Source organism: Maritalea myrionectae, assembly GCF_003433515.1.
GTDB lineage: Bacteria > Pseudomonadota > Alphaproteobacteria > Rhizobiales > Devosiaceae > Maritalea > Maritalea myrionectae.
On the sequence record NZ_CP021330.1, the window covers coordinates 2,258,868 to 2,278,530 of the forward strand.

The following is a 19,663-nucleotide window of genomic DNA, read 5'->3' on the forward strand; positions in this document are numbered from 1 at the left end:
TTCTTATTGAAATCACCAGTCATAATTCAATGATTTAACGGGAATATTATCAAAAAAGCGCACAAAAAAGGCCCGGCAAATGCCGGGCCTTCCAAATCGATAAAGTCTATAAGACTTATTCGAATGATTTTGAGAATGAAGTAGAAACTTCAAACACTGAGTTGCTGTCGAACTGAACGCCAACACCAGCTTCAAAGTCACCACCTGGTGCCCAATCAAGATCAGCATTGAACACTGTCAAGCTTGACTCGTCAAAGTTCACTTTTGCAGTCAGGTCAAGATTGTCTGAAACTGCGAATACGCCTTGTGCAGCGATATCCCAGTTATTCAAATCGTCCCAACGACCAGCTACTGCGATGGTCACAGCGTCGTTAACTTCTGCTTCACCAGAAACTGATGCTTCCCAAACGCTTGCTGGTTGGAATTCAACGCCAGCAGCCAATGTGAACATATCGAATGTGGCTTTACCAGTTACCAACGCAATCCAGTTGCTTGCTTCGTCAGTTGCGAAAGCAGCACGGAATGACATGTCGTCAATATTGAATGTCGCGCCAGCGTGGAAGTCCCACAAAGATGTGCCTGACAAGATATCGTCATAAACGAAACCGATGTGTGCAGTACCCCAGTCTTGATCAACACCAACACCAGCTACCAAAGAAGCATTGTTGTTAGTCTGAAGATCTTCAAGACCCAAAGCAACATCAACACCGTTGCCGAGATCAGAAGTGATCTGCATTACGTGGCCACCAGTTGCACCTGGAGTGATTGCCCAAATGCCGTCGTCGCCAGCGCCAGCTGCATCGCGAACGTCAAGATCGAACAGAGCTGTGAAAGTCTCGTCGTCACCGTCTTTAACAACAGAACCTTTTTTACCAGCCATAATTACTGTCTGATCACCGATTGAAACGTAAGCTTCGTCGATTTCAGCAGCATCGATTGTGCCAGATACCGGATTGCCCACTGCGACGTTGTTATTGTCAACCAATGTTACAACTGCTTTAGCAGGACCGAAGTCGCTTTCTGCTGTTGCTTCCATTGTGAATTCCCAATCGAAGTCACTTGTTGTACCATAGTCACCAGTAGTGCCATCTTCGTTTTCGTCATTGGTGTAAGTCCAGTCGTACCCAACTTCACCAGAGAACTTCAAGCAGTTGCTTTCAGAAGAAACAACCAAGCCAGTGATGTTCAACATTGAACATGTGTCAAGGGCGATGCCGATTGGATCAGCTGCCATTGCGCCTGAAGAAAGTGCAACTGCTGCTGCAGAACCGAGAAATAGGCTCTTAATTTTCATAGTACTGACCTCCAAAATCAGTTTGTTTTTCATTTTGCCGGTTTTTCCGGCTGTTTGTCGAAACGCGACCACACTTTATAAGCGGTGTGTTTGACGTCGCATTCGCGACCGACAAACGATTCCATGCATGGATTCGCAAGACACAAACTACCCATGAAAGGAAAACATACAAGTTAAGAATTCAAATTTTGGCGTGTGAAACGACTGTTCTGAGACGCATGTTGCATTTTGGACACATTTTCGGCATCTGGCCGTCAAATTTGCGACAAAATGGGCAGTTTTTACCCTACTGGCAGTGTTATCCCGTTGAGGAAATTAAGGTTTTCTTAATCAATGTTATCGCTTTCCGTTCTCGTTCGAGCCCCCTTTGCGGCAAGTTCATTGGGTTATACTTCGTTTTAAACTCACGTGCTGCGCTTTTGGGCAACAACAATACGAAGTCATTTCCCGCTCCACATGGCTTGCCGCGCTGTTGTTGCCTTGCCATACATTGCGAGTCGTGTGTTTACCCAGCGTGCCGTTAAGGATCGGTACGATTGTAAAAATGGAGCCCTATATATATGCCCCCTTCAATTTTTGATGATTTTCGTTTGGATGGAAAACGCGCCTTGATCACAGGCGGTAGCCGCGGGCTTGGGCGTGAGATCGCTTTGGCCTATGCCGATGCAGGCGCACAGATTGTGTTGGTGGGGCGCGGCGAAGATAGTTTGAAAGACACCGCAAAGGATATTGAGGCGAAGGGCACTACGGCACATTTTATTGTCGCGGACGTAACTGTGCCAAGCGAATGCAAGCGGGCGGCAAAAGAGGCCCTCGCCCTGCCCGGCGGCATTGATATTCTGGTCAATAATGTTGGCGGCCGCAAACCAAACACTCAGATTGAGGCAACCAGCGATGAAGACTGGCGCGAAGGCTTTGCGCTCAATGTCGACCATTGCTTTTTAATGACCCGCTTAATTGGCGAAGCCATGATTGCGCGCGGCGCAGGCGGCCGCATCGTCAATATGGGCTCCATCTCCGGCATGATCATCAACCAAGGTGTAGCCGGTCGCCATTATGAAGCGGGCAAAGCAGCCATTATCCACTTTACCAAAGCATTGGCGGTGGACTGGGCGCCGCACAATATCAATGCCAACTGCATCAGCCCAGGCTTGTTTATGACCGAGCCCAATCAGGCTTGGACCGAAAAAGCGCCGGAAGCGATTGAGAAATTTGTCGCCTGCACCCCGATGGGCCGCGCGGGCAATCCGCGTGAAATCGCAGGATTGGCACTCTACCTCGCGTCGCCAGCGTCTAGCTATGTCACCGGATCAAACTTTGTGATTGATGGTGGCTATACCTCTTGGTAACTGCAACTCGCATGGAGTTGCCACGGTGCGGGTTTTGCTGCCCGCACCAGCATTGCCATAACGCGTCGCATATAGTCGGCTCATGAAATGAGTCTTATTTAGGCTTCAAGCATCTGATTTAAAACAATTTTATTGCATTTTCACTGGTGAACTTTAGACCTATTCTAAACAGGAAAAAATTTTCTGAAATTCTCCGTTTTTAGCAGAATTCCCCGCCACGAAATCAGGCAAAATCTTCAGAAAAAGATTCAGAATCACACATTAAACTATTGTATTAAAACGACTTTTTCTGACGCTCCGTTTCAAAAAATTCGGAAAATCTTTACAGAATTAAACTGGATTTCTCAACTCCAGTTAATATTGCGCCTTGATCCTATATATGATTATTGAACTCCAGTTAATCTAAAGAACGATGACGAGGATCAAAATGCCCCTCAAGAAACCAGCGATCAAGAAGCAACTAACAGAATTGTTGGCGCCAATTAATCGCGATGAGAGTGCTTTTGCCCCTCGTTTTTCATTGCGGCACCAAGGCGGCAACGCGCAAAATATTGCCGCGATCACGTCAGCCCAGCTGCCTCACTATTTTCAGTTGGCGACAGCCAAGGATGAGAATGCGGATCAAAAGATGGGCGCTGCTTTCTGCCTTGGGCGCTTATCATGGGCCTTGCTGCGGCCGCTTGCAGGTTATGTGGTGAACGATTTTTGGTATGCCGGTGCGGACCTGGCTGCGTTCGAAATGTCGTTCCGCGAGGTGTCCTGGCAAAAACAAGGACAAAGCGGTGTTTTCCTGGCGATTGATATCGCGTTAGATGCCGATCAGGCAGAGTGGCAACACGGGGCCGCAAATCCGGAAACAATAGCCGATTTCGCCAACCAGATTGAGGCCTTGTTTGGGCCATTGGTGGACTTGCATCACGAGGTTTCGGGATTGGCCAAACCTGCGCTTTGGCGTTTGGTGGGCGACAGCTTGGCCACCAGTTTTCTTACTCAGGGCGAAAATTTTGGCCACATAAAACAAGCCATTGGCATTGCAGAGCACATCCTACATCGCAAAGGCAGCAAGCTGTTTTCCAAACAATCGGGCTTTATTGAAATCAAACTGCCGGAACGTCCGGAAATATCAGAATGGTTCCGCAAACGCGGCGGGTGCTGCCGCTACTACACAGCAGATGGCGGCGAATACTGCTCCACCTGCGTGCTGCGCGATGAGAACAGCATGATTGAACGGCTGCAAAACCATATGCGCACGAAACATCTGAGCGAAGAAGCCGCCTAACTCTATTTCGCAAAGGTCGCACAAAAAGATCCGCGCATAGCGGACGAAAGGAAAATAATGAACAAAACACTTTTGACCTTAGTGGCCTGTTTTGCCTTGGCCAACCCGGCCCTAGCGGCGGAAACAAGCAAGTTTACCGATGCGACCGGAAAAACTGTTGATGTGCCCAGCGCGCCTGAACGCATTGTTGCGCTGCATGATTTATCGCTGACCGTGCCGTTGAACGAACTGGGATTGAGTCCAGTTGGCGCGGTTGGGCGCACGGGGGCTGATGGCGTGCGCTATTTGCGCGGGGCAAAAACGCTAACAGGGATCGACTTCGACAATTCGGACATTGTGGATGTGGGCGGTTTTCCGGCTGATCTGGAAGTGGTCGCAAGCCTAAATCCTGATCTCATCTTGATGATGCACTTCAACACGACCGACCGCACGCAACTTGAGGCCGTCGCCCCCACCATCATGCTGGAAGACAATATGCGGGGCGAATTTGTGGTGTTTGATCAGTTGGCTGCACTCACAGGCACTGAAGAACGGCTCGACGTGCTTAAAACCCGCTATCAAGGGCAAGTGGCCCAAATTGAAAAGATGATCGACACGCAGGATATTTCAGTGTCGGTGTTTGGCCCCTCACAAGACAAGCTTGTGGCGTGGCACACTTATGGCGCGCTGGGCAAAGTGCTGCGCGACGCGGGCTTTGGCGCACCAGAAATTGTAAACCAGATCGACGGCAGCGAGCGCGTCTATTTCTCTGGCGAACAAATTGCTGCCTTTGATGCCGATTTTATCATCACCACCTACGATCACAATCGTGGCGAGAGCCCACAATCCGTCATTGATGATCTTAACGCGATTGTTCCCGATTTCTGTCGTCATCTGACCGCCTGCCGCGAGGGGCGCATGATCTTCTTGCCACGCGAAGATGCGGTCACCCGCTCCTATGAAGCATTGGGGCAAATGTCTGCCGTCATTATGGGCGTGATCGGCGGCCAGGGTCACACCGCCATCGTCAGCGAATAGAGGGAAGATAAGATGATGTTTTCAAAAATGATTGCCACCGCCTGCCGCCGCGTCGCCCTTACCGCCAGTTTGGTCGCTGGTGTCGCGCTTGCAGCGCCTGCCGTGCAAGCACAAGGCGTCCGCCTTATGGTTGATGGAACAGGCCCCGAAGTCGCTGTGCCCTCCAATCCGCAACGTATTGTGGCATTGCACGACACCTCCTTGACTGTGGCCCTGTTGGAATTGGGCATTGTGCCCGTGGGCAGCCATGGCCGCACGCGGGGCGACGCCGATCCTTATATACGCTCGGGTGCCCTGGTCACCGGCTATGATTTTGCCAATAGCGACATTGAATTTGTTGGCAACTTGCCTGCCGACATCGAACAGATCGCGGCAACCAAGCCTGATTTGATTTTAACCACCAGCTGGCAAACCGCCAATGTAGAGCATTTGCGCGATATTGCCCCAACCTATGTGTTTGATATCGGCACCACGGATGATTTTGATATCTATGCCAAAATTGCCGAGGTGACCGGCGCCACTGATCGGTTGGAAAAGCTGGAAAACCGCTATCAACACCAATTGAAGACGCTGAATGATCTCGCTGACACGAGCGAGATCAATGTAAGCGTCATTCAAGGGCATGATGGCGAATTGCTGATCTGGAACACTTATGGATCGTTGGGCAAAGTGTTGCGCGATGCCGGTTTCACCTTCCCCAAAGTGGTCAATGATATTGAGGGCAATGGCCGCGTTGGCTTCTCCGGTGAATCCTATCCCGAATTTGACGGTGATTTTATCTTTGTCACCTATCGCCCAAGCCGTGGTGAATCGCCTGAAACCGCCCGTGCGGCGCTTGAAGAGGTTCTGCCCAACTGGTGCGATGTGCTGCACGCCTGTCGCAACAATCAGGTGATTTATTTACCTCGCGAAATCGCCTCGTCCGCCACTTACGACTCGCTGTTTGCGCTCACTGAAATTGTGGGCAGCCATGTGGTGGGCCGTTCATTCACCCCATTTGAAAAGAGCGAATAGATGAAAAACCTGATTAAAACAGCCCTTGCCGCCACACTGGTTCTTGTGTCTGGCACATTTGCCATGGCGCAAAGCTTTCCACTCACCATCGAACATAAATTCGGCACGTCAACAATTGAGGAAATGCCGGAGCGCGTCGCCTCAATTGATTATGCGGGTGCAGATGATTTGCTGGCACTGGGCATTCAGCCCGTCACCATCCGATATTGGTATGGCGATTATGACAGTGTGGTCTGGCCGTGGGCCGCCCCGCTGCTCACCACCGAACCAACGATTTTGCGTGGCGACCTTGATTTTGAAGCGATTGCCGCCGCTCAGCCGGACGTGATCATTGGTCTTTGGTCTGGCATCACCGCTAAGGATTATGAGCGTTTGAGCCTGATTGCTCCCGTTGTAGCGGTGCCTGAAGGCGTGGGTGATTATGCCTTGCCGTGGGACGAGCGTGCCCTGATCGCCGCGCGAGCAGTCGGCAAAGCGGAACTGGGCCAGCAAAAAGTCCAGAGCATTCGCGATCAATTGGCTCAGGTTAAAGAAAAACATCCTGAATGGCACAACAAAACTGTTGCCGTGGCCACCGCCTGGGACGGCACACCCGGTGTCTATGCTTCCAACGATATTCGTCCGCTCCTGCTCAGCAATATGGGCTTGAGCACGCCGCAAAAAATCGACGACGTGGTGGGCGACGCGTTTTGGACTGAGCTGTCCCCGGAGGCGCTTTCTCCACTCGATGTAGATGTGTTGATCTGGCTGTCGTCAACCGGCGATTTTGAACCGATTATGAATTTGGTCGCTCGCCCATTCATGAGCGTGGCGAAAGAAGGCCGCGAAGTGTTCCTTGGCAAAGAAGTAACAGGCGCGTTTTCGCACGCCTCTCTTTTGAGCCTTCCCTACACGATCGATCGGCTGGAAGCCGCCATTGAAGCCGCTTTGGATGGTGACCCCGCCACCAACGCAGATGATCGCAACTAGAAAAATTGGCGGGCACCTCGCCCGCCATATTTAATGGAGACCGCGTATGGCCCAAACAGCAACCGAGATGTTTGAAGCGAAAAAAGTCAAAGTGTTGCCGCTGGTGCAAAAGTTGGCATCAGAAAAACCCACTGCGATGCAGGTTCAAAACCTGACTGCGGGTTATGGCGGCTCTCCTATTCTTAAAAACATCAATCTTGACGTGCCTGAAGGTGAAATCACCATTTTGGTCGGGCCGAACGGGTGTGGCAAATCCACTTTGCTCAAGACCATGGCGCGTATCCTTACGCCAAGCGAAGGCACCGTCACCCTCAAGGGTCAAAATGTGCATCAGTTGCCCACGCGGCATGTGGCGCAACAAATGGCGTTGTTGGCGCAAGGGCCAATTGCGCCAGAAGGCCTGAAAGTTCGCGAGTTGGTGGCGCAAGGGCGGTTCCCTCATCAAAGTCTCTTGAAGCAATGGACAAAAGCGGACCGCGACGCTGTGGATTGGGCCATGGAGATCACAAATATTGCCCAGTTTGCAGAGCGCCCCATCGATGCGCTTTCGGGTGGCCAACGGCAACGCTGCTGGATTGCTATGTCTTTGGCACAGGAAACCGATTTGGTGTTGCTTGATGAGCCCACCACCTTTTTAGATTTAAAGGTGCAAGTGGACGTGATGAACCTGCTGACGAAAACCGCCAAACAGGCCGGCAAAACCATGGTCATTGTGCTGCATGAATTGAACATCGCGGCGGCATATGCCGATTATCTAGTGATGATGCGCGGCGGGGAAATTGTTGCTGATGGCCCTGTAAATGAGATTTTCACGCGCGACAATCTCCGGTCTGTTTTCGGCTTGAACGCCCGAGTCATATTTGACGCAGAAGCGGGGCGCCCCCTTTGCATGCCCAACCTGAACACCTAACCGGGACCTCCGCCCTATGATTATCAAAAACATTGGCGAACTGGGGCGCTTTGGCGGGATGGCTGTGGTCATCGCGTTGTTTTTTGCGTTGCATATTTCCATCGGCGCCAAAGCGATCCCTCTTGCCGATGTGTTCTCGGCCTTGATCGCGCGCGACGATACGATTTTTGATCATATTGTGGTGTGGGATTTGCGCATGCCGCGGGCGGTGATTGCCATTGTGGTGGGCGCGGCTCTTGCGGTTTCCGGCGCATTGATGCAGGGCATCACCCGCAATCCGCTGGCCGATCCGGGCTTGTTGGGCCTTTTGGCGGGTGCGTCCTTTGCTGTCGTTGTCGCGTTTGGGATTTGGGGCAGCGCCATTGTCCCGATTATGCCCCTTGTGGCGGCAGGCGGTGCTCTGGCAGCAGCCGGGTTGGTGCTTTGGATCGCCACAGCCGCGCCGGGCGGCGCGCGGCCACTGACGTTGATATTGGCTGGCGCGGCCATTTCCGCCTTTTTGGGCGCTGTGATTGCAGCGGTGCAATTGTTGGATCAGGAAAATTTCGACCAATTGCGGGTTTGGCTCACCGGAACCATTAGTGGCCATCGCATGTCCTATTTGGGCTGGTGTTTGCCGTGGCTGGCTGTTGGCTTTGTAGCGGCGTTTGCCATGGCGCGACAAATCACGTCACTCGCCATGGGGGATGATGTGGCTGTGGGGCTTGGCGTCAATGTGGTGCAGGTCAAAATTGTCAGTTTGATCGCCGTTGTTACCCTCACCGCATCCGCAGTCACTCTTTCCGGCCCGCTCGGCTTTATCGGCTTGGTGATCCCGCACGTGGTGCGCTTGTTTGTGGGCACCGATTATCGCTTTGTGGTGCCCTATTCCGCTTTGTTGGGCGCGGCCTATTTGTTGTTTGTCGACATTGTCGCGCGTGTGGCGCTGGCCCCGGTTGAAATCTCCACGGGGCTGGTCACATCTTTGCTCGGCGCCCCATTCTTTGTCTGGTTGGTGAGAGCCAAATTATGAAGCCTGACCTGATTGTTCGCTCACCAAACCAAAGCCTAGCCTTGCGCCTGCCCACACGCGCACTGTGGACCCTGTTCGGCGTCTTGGTGGCGTTGGTCGCCATTGTGGGACTGTCCTTAATGTTGGGCAGCTACCCCCTATCCGCCAGTCAAGTTCTCCACATATTGTGGCAGCAACCATCTGACGAAATAGGCACCACCATTGTGTGGGAGTTCCGGTTTCCACGCGCCTTGGTTTCGATCATGGTCGGGGCGCTTCTGGGCCTCTCCGGTGCCACCTTGCAAAACGTCACCCGCAACCCACTGGCCGATCCATCGCTGGTTGGCGTCAGCCAGGGCGCTGGTTTCGCTGTGGTTGCACTCACCATACTGATGCCTGAACTGGGCTATCATTATCGGCCACTTTTCGCGTTTGGCGGCGCGCTGTTGGTGGCGGTTTTAATTCAGGTGCTGACCACGGGCCGTACTGGAAGCGCGACAATGCGTTTCATCCTCACTGGCGTGGGCGTTGCGGCGTTTATTTCTGCGGGCACCTCTGCCCTGCTCACCTATGGCGATATTGACCGGGCCATGGCGGCCCTGGGCTGGTTGGCCGGATCAGTTCACGCGTCAAATTGGCAAGATGTGTGGTTGACCGCGAGTTGCCTGGTTCTTTTGTTGCCCGCTTTGATGTGGGCCAGCCGCCCCATGGCAGCAATGCGCATGGGGCCGGAAGCTGCCACGGGCCTTGGGGTGCGGGTCGCATTTGCCCGGTTTGGCCTGATTACTTTGTCGGTGACGCTTGCGGCATTCGCAGTTGCTGCCGTCGGTCCGCTCGGCTTTGTCGGCCTAGTGGCACCGCATGTCACACGGCGTTTGACCCATTCCGGGGTCGGGCTGCATCTGCTCATCACGGCTGGGGTTGGCGGCTTGCTGGTTGCCGTGGCTGACCTGTTGGGGCGCACCGCCTTTGCCCCCATTCAAATTCCCGCTGGGCTGGTCACCGCCATGATTGGCGTGCCAATTTTTGTTTGGCTCATTGTGCGGCAACAAGCCCAGTCGGAATTGTAGATTATGGTCGGGCAAAATGGTGCCGCAGGCCTCGGCTGAAACCGGGGCTAAAAATGCTCATATGCGTTTCACCCTCAACAATGTCCAAGCCGACATCAAGCCGCTCTGGCTTTTGCTGATTTAGCGTTTCGGCAAAGGCGGTTGCGTTGCTCACCATTTTAGCATTGGGGTCTTGCGCCTCTTCCCCACTGCCGACGCTGAGGTGCAGCGATTTTGGCTGTTGGCTCCAATTCGCTTTTTCCACTTGCTTCAGCACATATTTATCTGCCCACCAGACCGACGGACTGATGGCGATATACCGTTCAAACAGATCAGGTTCCTGCAACAGAGTGTCCAGCACAAACAGGCCGCCTAATGAGATGCCCGCGATGGTGCGATCTTGTGCATTCACATCGAAACTCTCGGCCAACCAGGGCAGCAATTCGTCGCGGATAAATTGGCGGAATTCAACTGCGCCGCCGGTTTTGATGCTGTCGTCCCACTTGAGGGGTGGTGGCGCCGCGCGCATCATGGCTTCATATGCCTCATCGCCACAGGGTGTGAGGTCGCGGTGACGTATTTTATGGTACTCGGCCTTTTCGCCGCGTCCACTCACCTCATAGCTGATGCCCACAACGCAAAGCGGAGGCGGACCGCCCGGTTCCATGGCCATGCCTCGCGCCAGCCCGGCAGCGGCGGAAAAACATTGGTTGCCATCGGGCACGATCAGCAAGCCCGGTTTCTGCCCGTCCGGTGCAGGCATGGTGGGCATGGCAACATCGACCAGAAAGATGCCGCCGACTTTCAGCGACTGGAAATGATAGCGTTCAGAACCCAGCACAGGTGTCGGTCCTATCAGTGTCGGATGCGGTGGAATTTTGGGCATAATGTCTCCTTTAAATTCACAGAGACAGGATGGGGAAAGATAGTTTTTGTTCAACTCTTGAACTGATGTTTGTTTGCGCTACATGTAAACATGCAGAGTTGGTCGCGCCCTTTTTGAAGCACGTACCGACGCCTTTCCCGCCTAACACATTCTAATAGCTAGGCATTTCACCGCACATAAACGACCTATATTTGCGTCCACGTGGCGTCATTTTCTGATGACTGGATCGCCGCATGGATGAATTTCATGCCAAAGAGCCCCTCTTCCAGCGTGGGCAGCAGGCATGATTGCATGCGCCCGTTGCGGATAATATCCGCCGCCTCACGATAGATCGTGGCAAAGCCTTCGAGGTAACCTTCAGGGTGTCCCGGCGGTACGCGTGTGATGTCACGCGACAGGTTAGACGTGCCATGCCCCCCTCGGGTCAGAAGCTGCTTTGGCGCATTTAGCGGCGAGAACCACAATTGATTTGGGTTTTCCTGCGCCCAGGTTAGTCCGGCATTTTCGCCGTAAATCTGAATGCGCAAGCTGTTCTCATTACCCGGCGCGACTTGGGAGGCCCATAAATAGCCTTTTGCGCCATCGGGATAGCGCATCAACATGTGCGCGTCGTCATCCACTAGCCGCCCCTCAACAAAACTTGTGAGATCCGCGGCGACTTTTGCTGGGTGTTGCTCGGTAATAAAGTTGGCCAATTGCAGGGCGTGGGTGCCAATGTCGGCGATGGCGCCGCCCTTGCCAGCGCGTTTTGGGTCTGCCCGCCACGTCGCCTGTTTATTGTCGGGGTCATTTATGGGAATGCTCAGCCAATCTTGAACATATTCCACATTAATCCGCCGCAATGCGCCCAACGCGCCGCTTTGCACGAGATGGCGCGCTTCGCGCACCATGGGATAACCTGAATAATTGTGGGTGAGCACAAATTCCGCTTCGCTGTTTGCGGCAATGTCCTGCAATTGCTTTGCTTCGTCCAGACTGGACGTCAATGGCTTATCGCAAATCACATTTATGTTTTGTTCCAAGAAAGCCTTGGCCACGGGGAAATGCATATGATTGGGCGTCACAATCGAAACGGCATCGATACCATCCTCACGTGCCGCTTCCGCCTTTGCCATCTCCGAAAAATCGGTATAGGCCCGTTCTGGCGAAATGCCGAGCTGTGCGGCGGATTTACGCGCATTGTCAGGGTTAGACGACAATGCCCCCGCCACCAGCTCGAACTCATCGTCAATGCGGGCGGCTATACGATGCACGGCGCCGATAAAAGCTCCTTGTCCGCCGCCAACCATGCCCAGCTTCAGTCGTTTATGCATCACTTGCTCCTAATCAATACCCAGCATGGCCTTCAATGCGCCTCGGTCGGTTTCACCGCCAGCAAAATCGTCAAAGGCTTTATCGGTTAGTCGGATCATGTGGTCAGAAATAAAGGGGGCCCCTTCGCGGGCACCATCTTCAGGATGCTTCAGGCAACACTCCCATTCCAGCACAGCCCAGCCGGTATAACCATGGGTGGCGAGGCGCGAGAAAATACCACTGAAATCCACCTGCCCATCACCAAGGGAGCGGAACCGCCCGGCCCGGTTCAACCAAGGTTGATAACCGGAATAAACGCCTTGCCGACCAGAGGGATTGAACTCGGCATCCTTTACATGGAAGGCGGTGATCCGCTCGTGATAAATATCGATAAAGTCAAGATAATCGAGCTGCTGCAGCAAAAAGTGCGATGGGTCATAATTGATAGTGCAGCGCTTATGATCGTTCACCTTATCGAGGAACATCTCGAAGGTGATGCCATCAAACACATCTTCACCCGGGTGCAATTCAAAGCCGATATCCACGCCTTGCTCGTCATAGGCGTCGAAGATCGGGTGCCAACGGCGGGCCAGTTCGGTGAATGCTTCATCGATCAAGCCATCCGGCCGCTGTGGCCAGGGATAAAGATAAGGAAAGGCCAGAGAACCGGTGAAGGACACGGTCACGTCCAGCCCCAGATTGCGCGAGGCTTTGGCGGTTTTCACCACTTCGCCGGTGGCCCATTCCTGCCGTGCTTTGGGGTTGTTTTGCACCTCAGGCGGCACAAAGCCGTCATATTGCTTGTCGTAGGCGGGATGCACGGCCACCAACTGGCCCAGCATATGGGTGGACAGCTCGGTAATCTCTACGCCATTTTCGGCACAAAGGCCCATGATCTCGTCACAATAGGTTTGGGAACTCGCGGCCTTGTCCAGATCGAACACGCGCTTATCCCAAGCCGGCACCTGCACGCCTTTATAGCCCAGGTCGCCTGCCCATTTTGAAATGGCATCCAGACTGTTAAAAGGCGCTTCATCGCCCAAGAATTGCGCCAGAAATATCCCCGGGCCTTTCATTGTGTTCGCCATTATGCAGCTCCCATGTCAATTGATCCTCTGCCGGGATCATAAGTAAATTCAGTAAAATCAGCGGTTTTGGCGCGGCCCGACATATCGAATGCGGCCATGCCAACATAGTTACCGGTAAAGGAGGCGTGCTCGCCGCGCCCGCCCTCATCGCTGAGCACCCAGGCGTCCAAAGAAGGGCCGATTTTTTGCCATTGGCCGCCTGCAGGACGCCAATAGAATTGCAAATGCTCAAATTCGGTGACGAGACCAAGCTCGATTTCGCCTGTATCAACGGGCAAATCCCCATCCAGCGGGAAACTCAAGCGGCATTCAGGCCAATCGCCGTTACAGCTCAAGATCGTCAGCACGCGCCCCTGCTCCGGGTCCTGGCTCATGGCCAGAAAATGGAATTTATGCCGGTTGTAATAGGAAATCAGGCCCGCATTCTGCTGATAGTCGTCCGGATCAAAGCGCATGGTAGTGGTGGCGTGGAACTGAAAATGCTCCTGCCGACGCGCGACCAGCGCTTGTTCAAACCAGCTGCCGACGCTTTCGCGCCCAAACAGGCGCAAATGGCCTTCGCCCACCTCAAAAAGCCGCTCCGGCTTGGGCGAGCGCAGCCATTGAAAATCGATCGGCAGACTGCCGTCAAAATGATAAGTGATCTTGGCATCTGGGTCCTGCGCACGCTCGGCCCACGGTGCCTCAATGGTTGGGTCCGGCAATTGCGTGCCGTTTGCCAGATAGAGCCAGCCATCATCGCGCCACTCGCATTTGGCGATACCAGTTTCCCGCCCCATGGGGCAGTTTTTTCGGTTGCTGGCATGGTGACGCTCAATCGGGCGGCCCATAAGGAATGTATGATAGAGTTCGCCATCAGGCGTTTCGACCAATTGGCCATGCCCGACACGCTGAATTTTTGACTCCGGATGATCCTTGGCGGTCATCACATGTGTTTGCGGATGCAGTTCATAGGGACCGGTAATGGTTTTTGATCGTGCCAAGGTCACCGCATGGTCATAACCGGTGCCACCTTCAGCGGTGGTCAAATAATAATAGCCGTCGCGCTTGAACAGATGTGGCGCTTCGGTCAGGCCATGGTCGCTGCCGCGGAAAATGTTGGTAATCTCGCCGACCAGCTTGCCCTTTTCGGGGTCAAATTCCTGTAACACAATGCCATCAAAGGCTGCATTTTTCGCGTGTGCCCAAGGCACATCGCTGCGATGGTTCCATTTCATATTGGCGAACCATTTACGCCCGTCATCATCGTGAAAAAGTGTGGGGTCAAAGCCGGATGAATTTGCATAGACAGGGTCCGACCATGGGCCTTCAATCGAAGGTGCGGTCACAATATAATTGTGGGCATCTTTGAAGTTGCCGTCCTGCCGTTTGACGTCAGTGTAAACCAGCCAAAACAGGCCATCAGCAAAAGACAGGCATGGGGCCCAGATGCCGCAACTGTCCGGATTACCGCGCATATCGAGCTGGCTCTCGCGCTCCAGCGGTCGTTTGACCAGCTGCCAATTCACCAGATCTTTTGAGTGAAATATCTGGACGCCGGGATACCATTCAAATGTTGACGTCGCGATGTAATAATCATCCCCCACCCGACAGAACGAGGGATCGGGGTTAAAGCCGGGGAGTATGGGGTTTTGTATGATGCTCATCGCGACGCCTCTTTATTTCGCCTTATGCCAACAAAGCTTTGGCCGCGTCGGGATCAAGCGCTTCTGGCCGCTCACAAGTTGTGGTCATAGCCACAAACTGCCCGGTTTCACCGGAGCGCAGCACGCCCAGCATCACGTCCACCACATGCAGCGCCAAGTCCAGCGAGCAGCGATAATCGCGGCCGTTGATGATGGCATCTGCCATGTCAGCCAGCCCGACCGTGCGGTAATTGGCATTTTCATCTTCATTGGGCTTGGCAAATGGGTGCTCCCACATAGGGACAGACTTGATGTCGCCGTCTGATTTGGCCATTTCCACTTCGCCGCCGAAGAAATTTGGATCTGGTACAAAAAGGCTGCCTTCAGATCCGTAAATCTCCATATTGGCGTGGCGATGTGCCCACACGTCCCAGGAATTCGACATGGTGATGGTTGCGCCATTCTCAAATTCAAGCAGGGCGTGAATATTGGTCGGCGTATCCACCGGAATTTGCTCACCATTGCGTGCGCCATTGCCGATGGTGCGGGTTTCCGAGCCTTTGGTTGCCAAAGCGGCCACCCGCTTTACAGGGCCAATCATGTTCACCAGATTGGTGACATAATAGGGTGCGAGATCCAGCACGGGTCCACCGCCGGGCTGGAAAAAGAAGTCTGGATTGGGGTGCCAATCTTCCATGCCATGGCTCATCACGTGGCATGACCCGGCAATCACCTTGCCGATCTCCCCTTCATCCACCAAATGACGGGCCAACTGGTGTGCGCCCCCCATGAATGTATCTGGCGCGCTGCCGACATAAAGGTTATGCGCTTTTGCAATCTCCGCCAGTTTCATGCCTTCATCAACGCTCAGCACGAACGGCTTTTCAGAATAAGAATGCTTACCCGCTTCCAAGATTTTCTTGCTGACCTCAAAGTGAGCCGCCGGAATGGTGAGATTGACGATAATGTCTATATCGTCAGCAGCCAACAATTCGTCGATGGTGAGGTCGCGCAAACCAAATTCTGCCGCGCGGGCCGCGCTGGCCTCCGGGTTCAAGTCTGCGCAGGCGCGCATCTCGATGGATTTATAAAGCGGCGCTAAGCGCATGTAAGTCGTTGAAATATTGCCGCATCCGATGATGCCGACACCAAGTTTTTCAGCCATTTCACCCTCGCCTAAAGTTTGCGAATGTTGTTGATTGAGTTTTGAGCGAATGAAAACGCATCTGCCGGATTATCATGCTCAACACAGAAGATTTTTGTATTGGATTTGGTGCGCACGGCATCCAGGATTGCTTTCCAGTCCATCACGCCGTCGCCCACATCGCACCAGCCATCTTGATCAGCGTTTTCACCTTCCGGCGCCCGATCTTTCACATGAATGGCAGTCATCCGATCGCCGTATTTTTCGATCCACTTGAGCGGGTCTTCGCCGCCAACATGGACCCAAGCAATATCGGCTTCCCAGTCGATATCTGGTGCGCTTTCAAGGATAATGTCCATTGGCAATTGCCCATCGGCGAGCGCCTTGAATTCAAAGTCATGATTGTGCCAGCCAAAAGCAATATTATGCGCAGCCAACTTTTCATTTACGGCGGATAAGCGATGGGCAAATTTTTGCCAGCCCGCAGCATCGGCAGGCCGCTGGGCTTCATCCAGGAATGGGCTGAACACGCGCTTCACATCAAATCTCTTGATCAATGCCAAGCACTGGTCGAAATCATCTTCGAGCTGCTCGATGCCAAAATGGGAGGAATCCATCCGCAGATTGCTGGATTTCAGCCATTTGGCCAGTTCGTCAGGCTGTTCAAATACGCCGCCATATCCTTCTACTTGCGCATAGCCATAGTTGGCCAATTCGGCAAACACTTCGCTCCAAGGCTGGAAATCGCGGGCACTATATAGTTGAAAACTCAAATCCATTTTCAAAAGTCCTTAAACTCGTTCTTCTGTTGTCTTATCAAAAATTGAAGCGAAGCGAGGATCTATCCCCACCAGCAAAGGATCGCCGGCGGCCACCTTGTATTGGCCATCGGTGCGGATACGGAAGTCGTACCCTTCAATTTTTGTCCAAATCAATGTGTCGGAGCCCATTGGCTCCACAATCTCGGCCACGGCCTCAACCGTCAATGGCATTTGACGTGCGGCCTCGCCGAGCACGACATGTTCGGGCCGATAGCCGAACCAAACGTCCCCATCTGTTGGGCCGTTCACAAAGTTATAGCCTGCCAGATCAAATTCCAGCTTTCCAATGGCTATTTTGCCAGCGGATGTGGATCGCCCTTGGAAAAAGTTCATAGCTGGCGACCCGATAAAATCCGCCACATATTTGTTGGCGGGACGGTTATAAATCTCGTCAGGTCCGGCCAATTGCTGCACAAGCCCGTCGCGCATAATGGCAATGCGGTCGGCCAACGTCATGGCCTCCACCTGATCATGGGTCACATAGATCATGGTGTTGCCCAGCTTTTGATGCAACCGCTTGATTTCAACCCGCAGCTCCGCCCGCAGTTTGGCATCCAAGTTCGACAATGGCTCGTCGAACAAGAACACGTCCACATCACGTACCAATGCGCGGCCGATAGCCACCCGTTGGCGTTGTCCACCTGACAACGCGCCAGGTTTACGATGAAGCAAGGGCTCGATTTGCAAAATTTCGGCTGCACGTGCCACACGCTCTTCAATTTCAGGCTTCGGCAATCGGGCATTTTTCAATCCAAAGCTGAGATTGCCTTTCACCGTCATTTGCGGATAAAGCGCGTAGGATTGGAACACCATACCAATGCCCCGGTCGCTGGGCTCGGCCCAGGTCACGTTCTTGCCGTTGATGAAAATTTGCCCGTCGCTCACATCCAGCAAGCCAGCGATGCAGTTCAGCAGGGTGGATTTGCCGCAACCGGACGCGCCGAGCAACACGAGAAATTCACCTTCCTCAATCGACAGATTAAGCTGCTTGAGCACATTGACCGCGCCGAAATTGAGGTCAAGATTTTGAATAGAAACACTGGTCATGATCAGCCTTTCACGGCGCCGGCAGCAATGCCGCGCACGAAGAGTTTGCCGGATGCAAAATAGATGATGAGTGGGACAATGCCGGTCAGCATAGTTGCCGCCATATTGACATTATATTCCTTCACCCCCTGCACCGAGTTGACGATATTGTTGAGCTGTACGGTCATGGGATAGTTTTCCGGCTTGGTGTAAATCACGCCAAACAGGAAGTCATTCCAGATGCCTGTGACCTGCAGGATCAGTGCCACCACAAAGATAGGCAATGACATGGGCACCATGATGCGGAAGTAAATTCCCCAGAACCCGGCACCATCCACCCGCGCCGCTTTAAACAATTCCTCGGGAAGCGAGGTGAAATAGTTGCGGAACAGCAAGGTCAGGATGGGCATGCCGAAAATTACGTGCACAAGCACCAGGCCAGGCAGTTTGCCGAACAAACCAAGCTCACGCAGAATGATCACAATCGGGTAAATGACCACCTGATAGGGAACGAACGCCCCGAAGATCAGGATGGTGAAGAACACTTCAGACCCTTTGAACTTCCAGTTCGCCAACGCATAACCATTGATGGATGCAATCAAAATCGAAAGCGTTGCCGACGGAATTAGGATTTTCACCGAATTCCAAAAGCCTTTGCTCAGGCCCGTACAATCCAGACCGGTACAGGCTTCCGCCCAGGCCTTCACCCAAGGCTGGAATGTGATTTCGACGGGCGGTGAAAAAATATTGCCCAACCGGATTTCCGGCATGCCCTTCAGGCTGGTCACAATCATCACATAGAGCGGCAGTGCATAATAAAAGCACACAACCAAAATGGTGCCGTATATCATGATATTGCGCGGTGACAGGATTGGTCGGGGCTTTGGCCCGCTGGGACCGGTGACTACGCCTGCTGTAGTTTCATTCATATTATTTGCCATTTTTACGGCCCCCAAATTCTAGGTATGCCCAAGGGATGAGAACAATCAGCACGCTGAGCAACATCATGGTGGAGGCTGCAAAGCCCTGTCCCAAATTCTGACTTCTGAACATGGAGTCATATACATACTTGGCTGGCACTTCAGATGCGATGCCCGGGCCGCCATTGGTTTGCGCCACAACCAGGTCATAAACTTTAATGATCCCAGCGGTGATAATCACCAGCGCGGTCACAAAGGTGGGACGCATCATCGGGATGACGACAAACAAATAGGTTTTCCATTTTGGAATGCCGTCAATGCGCGATGCTTTCCATATTTCGCCATCAATGCCGCGCAGACCGGAGAGCAGGATCACCATGATAAAACCGGTGCCTTGCCACAGCCCCGCGATCAACACGCCGAAAATAACAATGTCGGGATTATAAAGCGGATCGAACACGAAGTTCTCGAAGCCAAGACTGCGCACAATATGCTGGATGCCGAATTCAGGATTCAGGATCCACTGCCACACGAGCCCGGTCACAATAAAGCTTAGGGCAAAAGGGTAGAGGATGATGGTCCGAACTGTGTTTTCAAACCGGATCTTTTGATCGAGCAAGGCGGCCAACAAGAAGCCGATGACCAGTGAAAATACCAGTGAGCCAATGCCGAAATAGGCAAGGTTTTCGATGGAGATCAGCCAGCGCCGTGTGCTCCACAAGCGCTCATATTGAGCAAATCCAACAAATTCCAGTTTTGGCAGCAATCTCGAGTTTGTAAATGAATGCACGATTGTCCAAATCGTACAGCCCACAAAAATCACCAATGCTGTTGTGATCATGGGCAACGCGGCAATTTTAGCATTCAAGTTGCGCAAGATGCGCACAGGTTTAGTAGCGCCCGCCATGGGAAATGCCTCTCAACTCTTGGAAAAAGGTTCGCGCCCCGCACCAGCGGACGCGAACCCCATTTCGCGTGAACCAGCCTT

18 protein-coding genes are annotated in these 19,663 nt (G+C 53.1%); 8 read left to right on the top strand and 10 right to left on the bottom strand.

What is annotated here, in order from left to right:
* Positions 1-115 precede the first annotated feature (115 nt).
* Positions 116-1,327 carry a porin family protein gene (locus MXMO3_RS11450; protein WP_162889236.1) on the bottom strand — a complete coding sequence of 404 codons (1,212 nt, stop codon included), beginning with the start codon at positions 1,325-1,327 and terminating at the stop codon, positions 116-118.
* Between the two features lie 527 nt (positions 1,328-1,854).
* Between MXMO3_RS11450 and MXMO3_RS11455 the strand changes: the two genes are divergently transcribed.
* The 8 genes from MXMO3_RS11455 (at position 1,855) to MXMO3_RS11490 (ending at position 9,893) form a co-directional block, all read left to right on the top strand.
* Entirely contained in the window at positions 1,855-2,643 is a 789-nt protein-coding gene (locus MXMO3_RS11455; protein WP_117395948.1) for an SDR family NAD(P)-dependent oxidoreductase, read from the top strand.
* A 427-nt stretch (positions 2,644-3,070) separates the two neighbouring features.
* Positions 3,071-3,922: a (2Fe-2S)-binding protein gene (locus MXMO3_RS11460; protein ID WP_162889237.1), complete on the top strand. Its 852-nt coding sequence runs from the start codon at positions 3,071-3,073 to the stop codon at positions 3,920-3,922.
* A 57-nt stretch (positions 3,923-3,979) separates the two neighbouring features.
* Positions 3,980-4,939, top strand: a complete 960-nt coding sequence (locus tag MXMO3_RS11465) for an ABC transporter substrate-binding protein (RefSeq protein WP_117395950.1) — start codon at positions 3,980-3,982, stop codon at positions 4,937-4,939.
* A gap of 12 nt (positions 4,940-4,951) precedes the next feature.
* On the top strand, positions 4,952-5,953 hold the full coding sequence (locus MXMO3_RS11470; RefSeq protein WP_245985734.1) for an ABC transporter substrate-binding protein: 1,002 nt from the start codon (positions 4,952-4,954) through the stop codon (positions 5,951-5,953).
* Positions 5,954-6,922: an ABC transporter substrate-binding protein gene (locus MXMO3_RS11475; protein ID WP_117395951.1), complete on the top strand. Its 969-nt coding sequence runs from the start codon at positions 5,954-5,956 to the stop codon at positions 6,920-6,922.
* A gap of 46 nt (positions 6,923-6,968) precedes the next feature.
* Entirely contained in the window at positions 6,969-7,832 is an 864-nt protein-coding gene (locus MXMO3_RS11480) for an ABC transporter ATP-binding protein (protein WP_245985735.1), read from the top strand.
* Between the two features lie 16 nt (positions 7,833-7,848).
* On the top strand, positions 7,849-8,844 hold the full coding sequence (locus MXMO3_RS11485) for a FecCD family ABC transporter permease (RefSeq protein ID WP_117395952.1): 996 nt from the start codon (positions 7,849-7,851) through the stop codon (positions 8,842-8,844).
* Positions 8,841-9,893, top strand: coding sequence for a FecCD family ABC transporter permease (locus tag MXMO3_RS11490; protein WP_117395953.1), 1,053 nt, complete (start codon positions 8,841-8,843; stop codon positions 9,891-9,893). Before MXMO3_RS11485 ends, MXMO3_RS11490 begins: the two co-directional genes overlap by 4 nt.
* 1 nt (position 9,894) lies before the next feature.
* Here MXMO3_RS11490 and MXMO3_RS11495 read toward each other — a convergent pair whose 3' ends face one another.
* From MXMO3_RS11495 to MXMO3_RS11535, 9 genes are all read right to left on the bottom strand, one after another.
* A complete protein-coding gene (locus MXMO3_RS11495; protein ID WP_117395954.1) occupies positions 9,895-10,758 on the bottom strand; it encodes an alpha/beta hydrolase in 864 nt (287 codons plus the stop codon).
* Positions 10,759-10,943: 185 nt separating this feature from the next.
* A complete protein-coding gene (locus MXMO3_RS11500) occupies positions 10,944-12,071 on the bottom strand; it encodes a Gfo/Idh/MocA family protein (RefSeq protein WP_117395955.1) in 1,128 nt (375 codons plus the stop codon).
* A gap of 9 nt (positions 12,072-12,080) precedes the next feature.
* On the bottom strand, positions 12,081-13,139 hold the full coding sequence (locus MXMO3_RS11505) for a sugar phosphate isomerase/epimerase family protein (protein ID WP_027835505.1): 1,059 nt from the start codon (positions 13,137-13,139) through the stop codon (positions 12,081-12,083).
* Positions 13,139-14,779: a glycoside hydrolase family 43 protein gene (locus MXMO3_RS11510; RefSeq protein WP_117396799.1), complete on the bottom strand. Its 1,641-nt coding sequence runs from the start codon at positions 14,777-14,779 to the stop codon at positions 13,139-13,141. Before MXMO3_RS11510 ends, MXMO3_RS11505 begins: the two co-directional genes overlap by 1 nt.
* A 28-nt stretch (positions 14,780-14,807) precedes the next feature.
* On the bottom strand, positions 14,808-15,929 hold the full coding sequence (locus tag MXMO3_RS11515) for a Gfo/Idh/MocA family protein (RefSeq protein WP_117395956.1): 1,122 nt from the start codon (positions 15,927-15,929) through the stop codon (positions 14,808-14,810).
* An 11-nt stretch (positions 15,930-15,940) separates the two neighbouring features.
* The gene (locus tag MXMO3_RS11520; RefSeq protein WP_117395957.1) at positions 15,941-16,687 is read right to left on the bottom strand and encodes a sugar phosphate isomerase/epimerase family protein; all 747 of its coding nucleotides are present in this window, start codon (positions 16,685-16,687) and stop codon (positions 15,941-15,943) included.
* 12 nt (positions 16,688-16,699) lie between these two features.
* Complete coding sequence (locus MXMO3_RS11525; protein ID WP_117395958.1) at positions 16,700-17,776, bottom strand: ABC transporter ATP-binding protein; 1,077 nt, start codon at positions 17,774-17,776, stop codon at positions 16,700-16,702.
* Positions 17,777-17,778: 2 nt separating this feature from the next.
* Positions 17,779-18,696, bottom strand: coding sequence for a carbohydrate ABC transporter permease (locus MXMO3_RS11530; RefSeq protein ID WP_205468012.1), 918 nt, complete (start codon positions 18,694-18,696; stop codon positions 17,779-17,781).
* Positions 18,686-19,582 carry a carbohydrate ABC transporter permease gene (locus MXMO3_RS11535; RefSeq protein ID WP_027835511.1) on the bottom strand — a complete coding sequence of 299 codons (897 nt, stop codon included), beginning with the start codon at positions 19,580-19,582 and terminating at the stop codon, positions 18,686-18,688. Before MXMO3_RS11535 ends, MXMO3_RS11530 begins: the two co-directional genes overlap by 11 nt.
* Between the last annotated feature and the right edge of the window lie 81 nt (positions 19,583-19,663).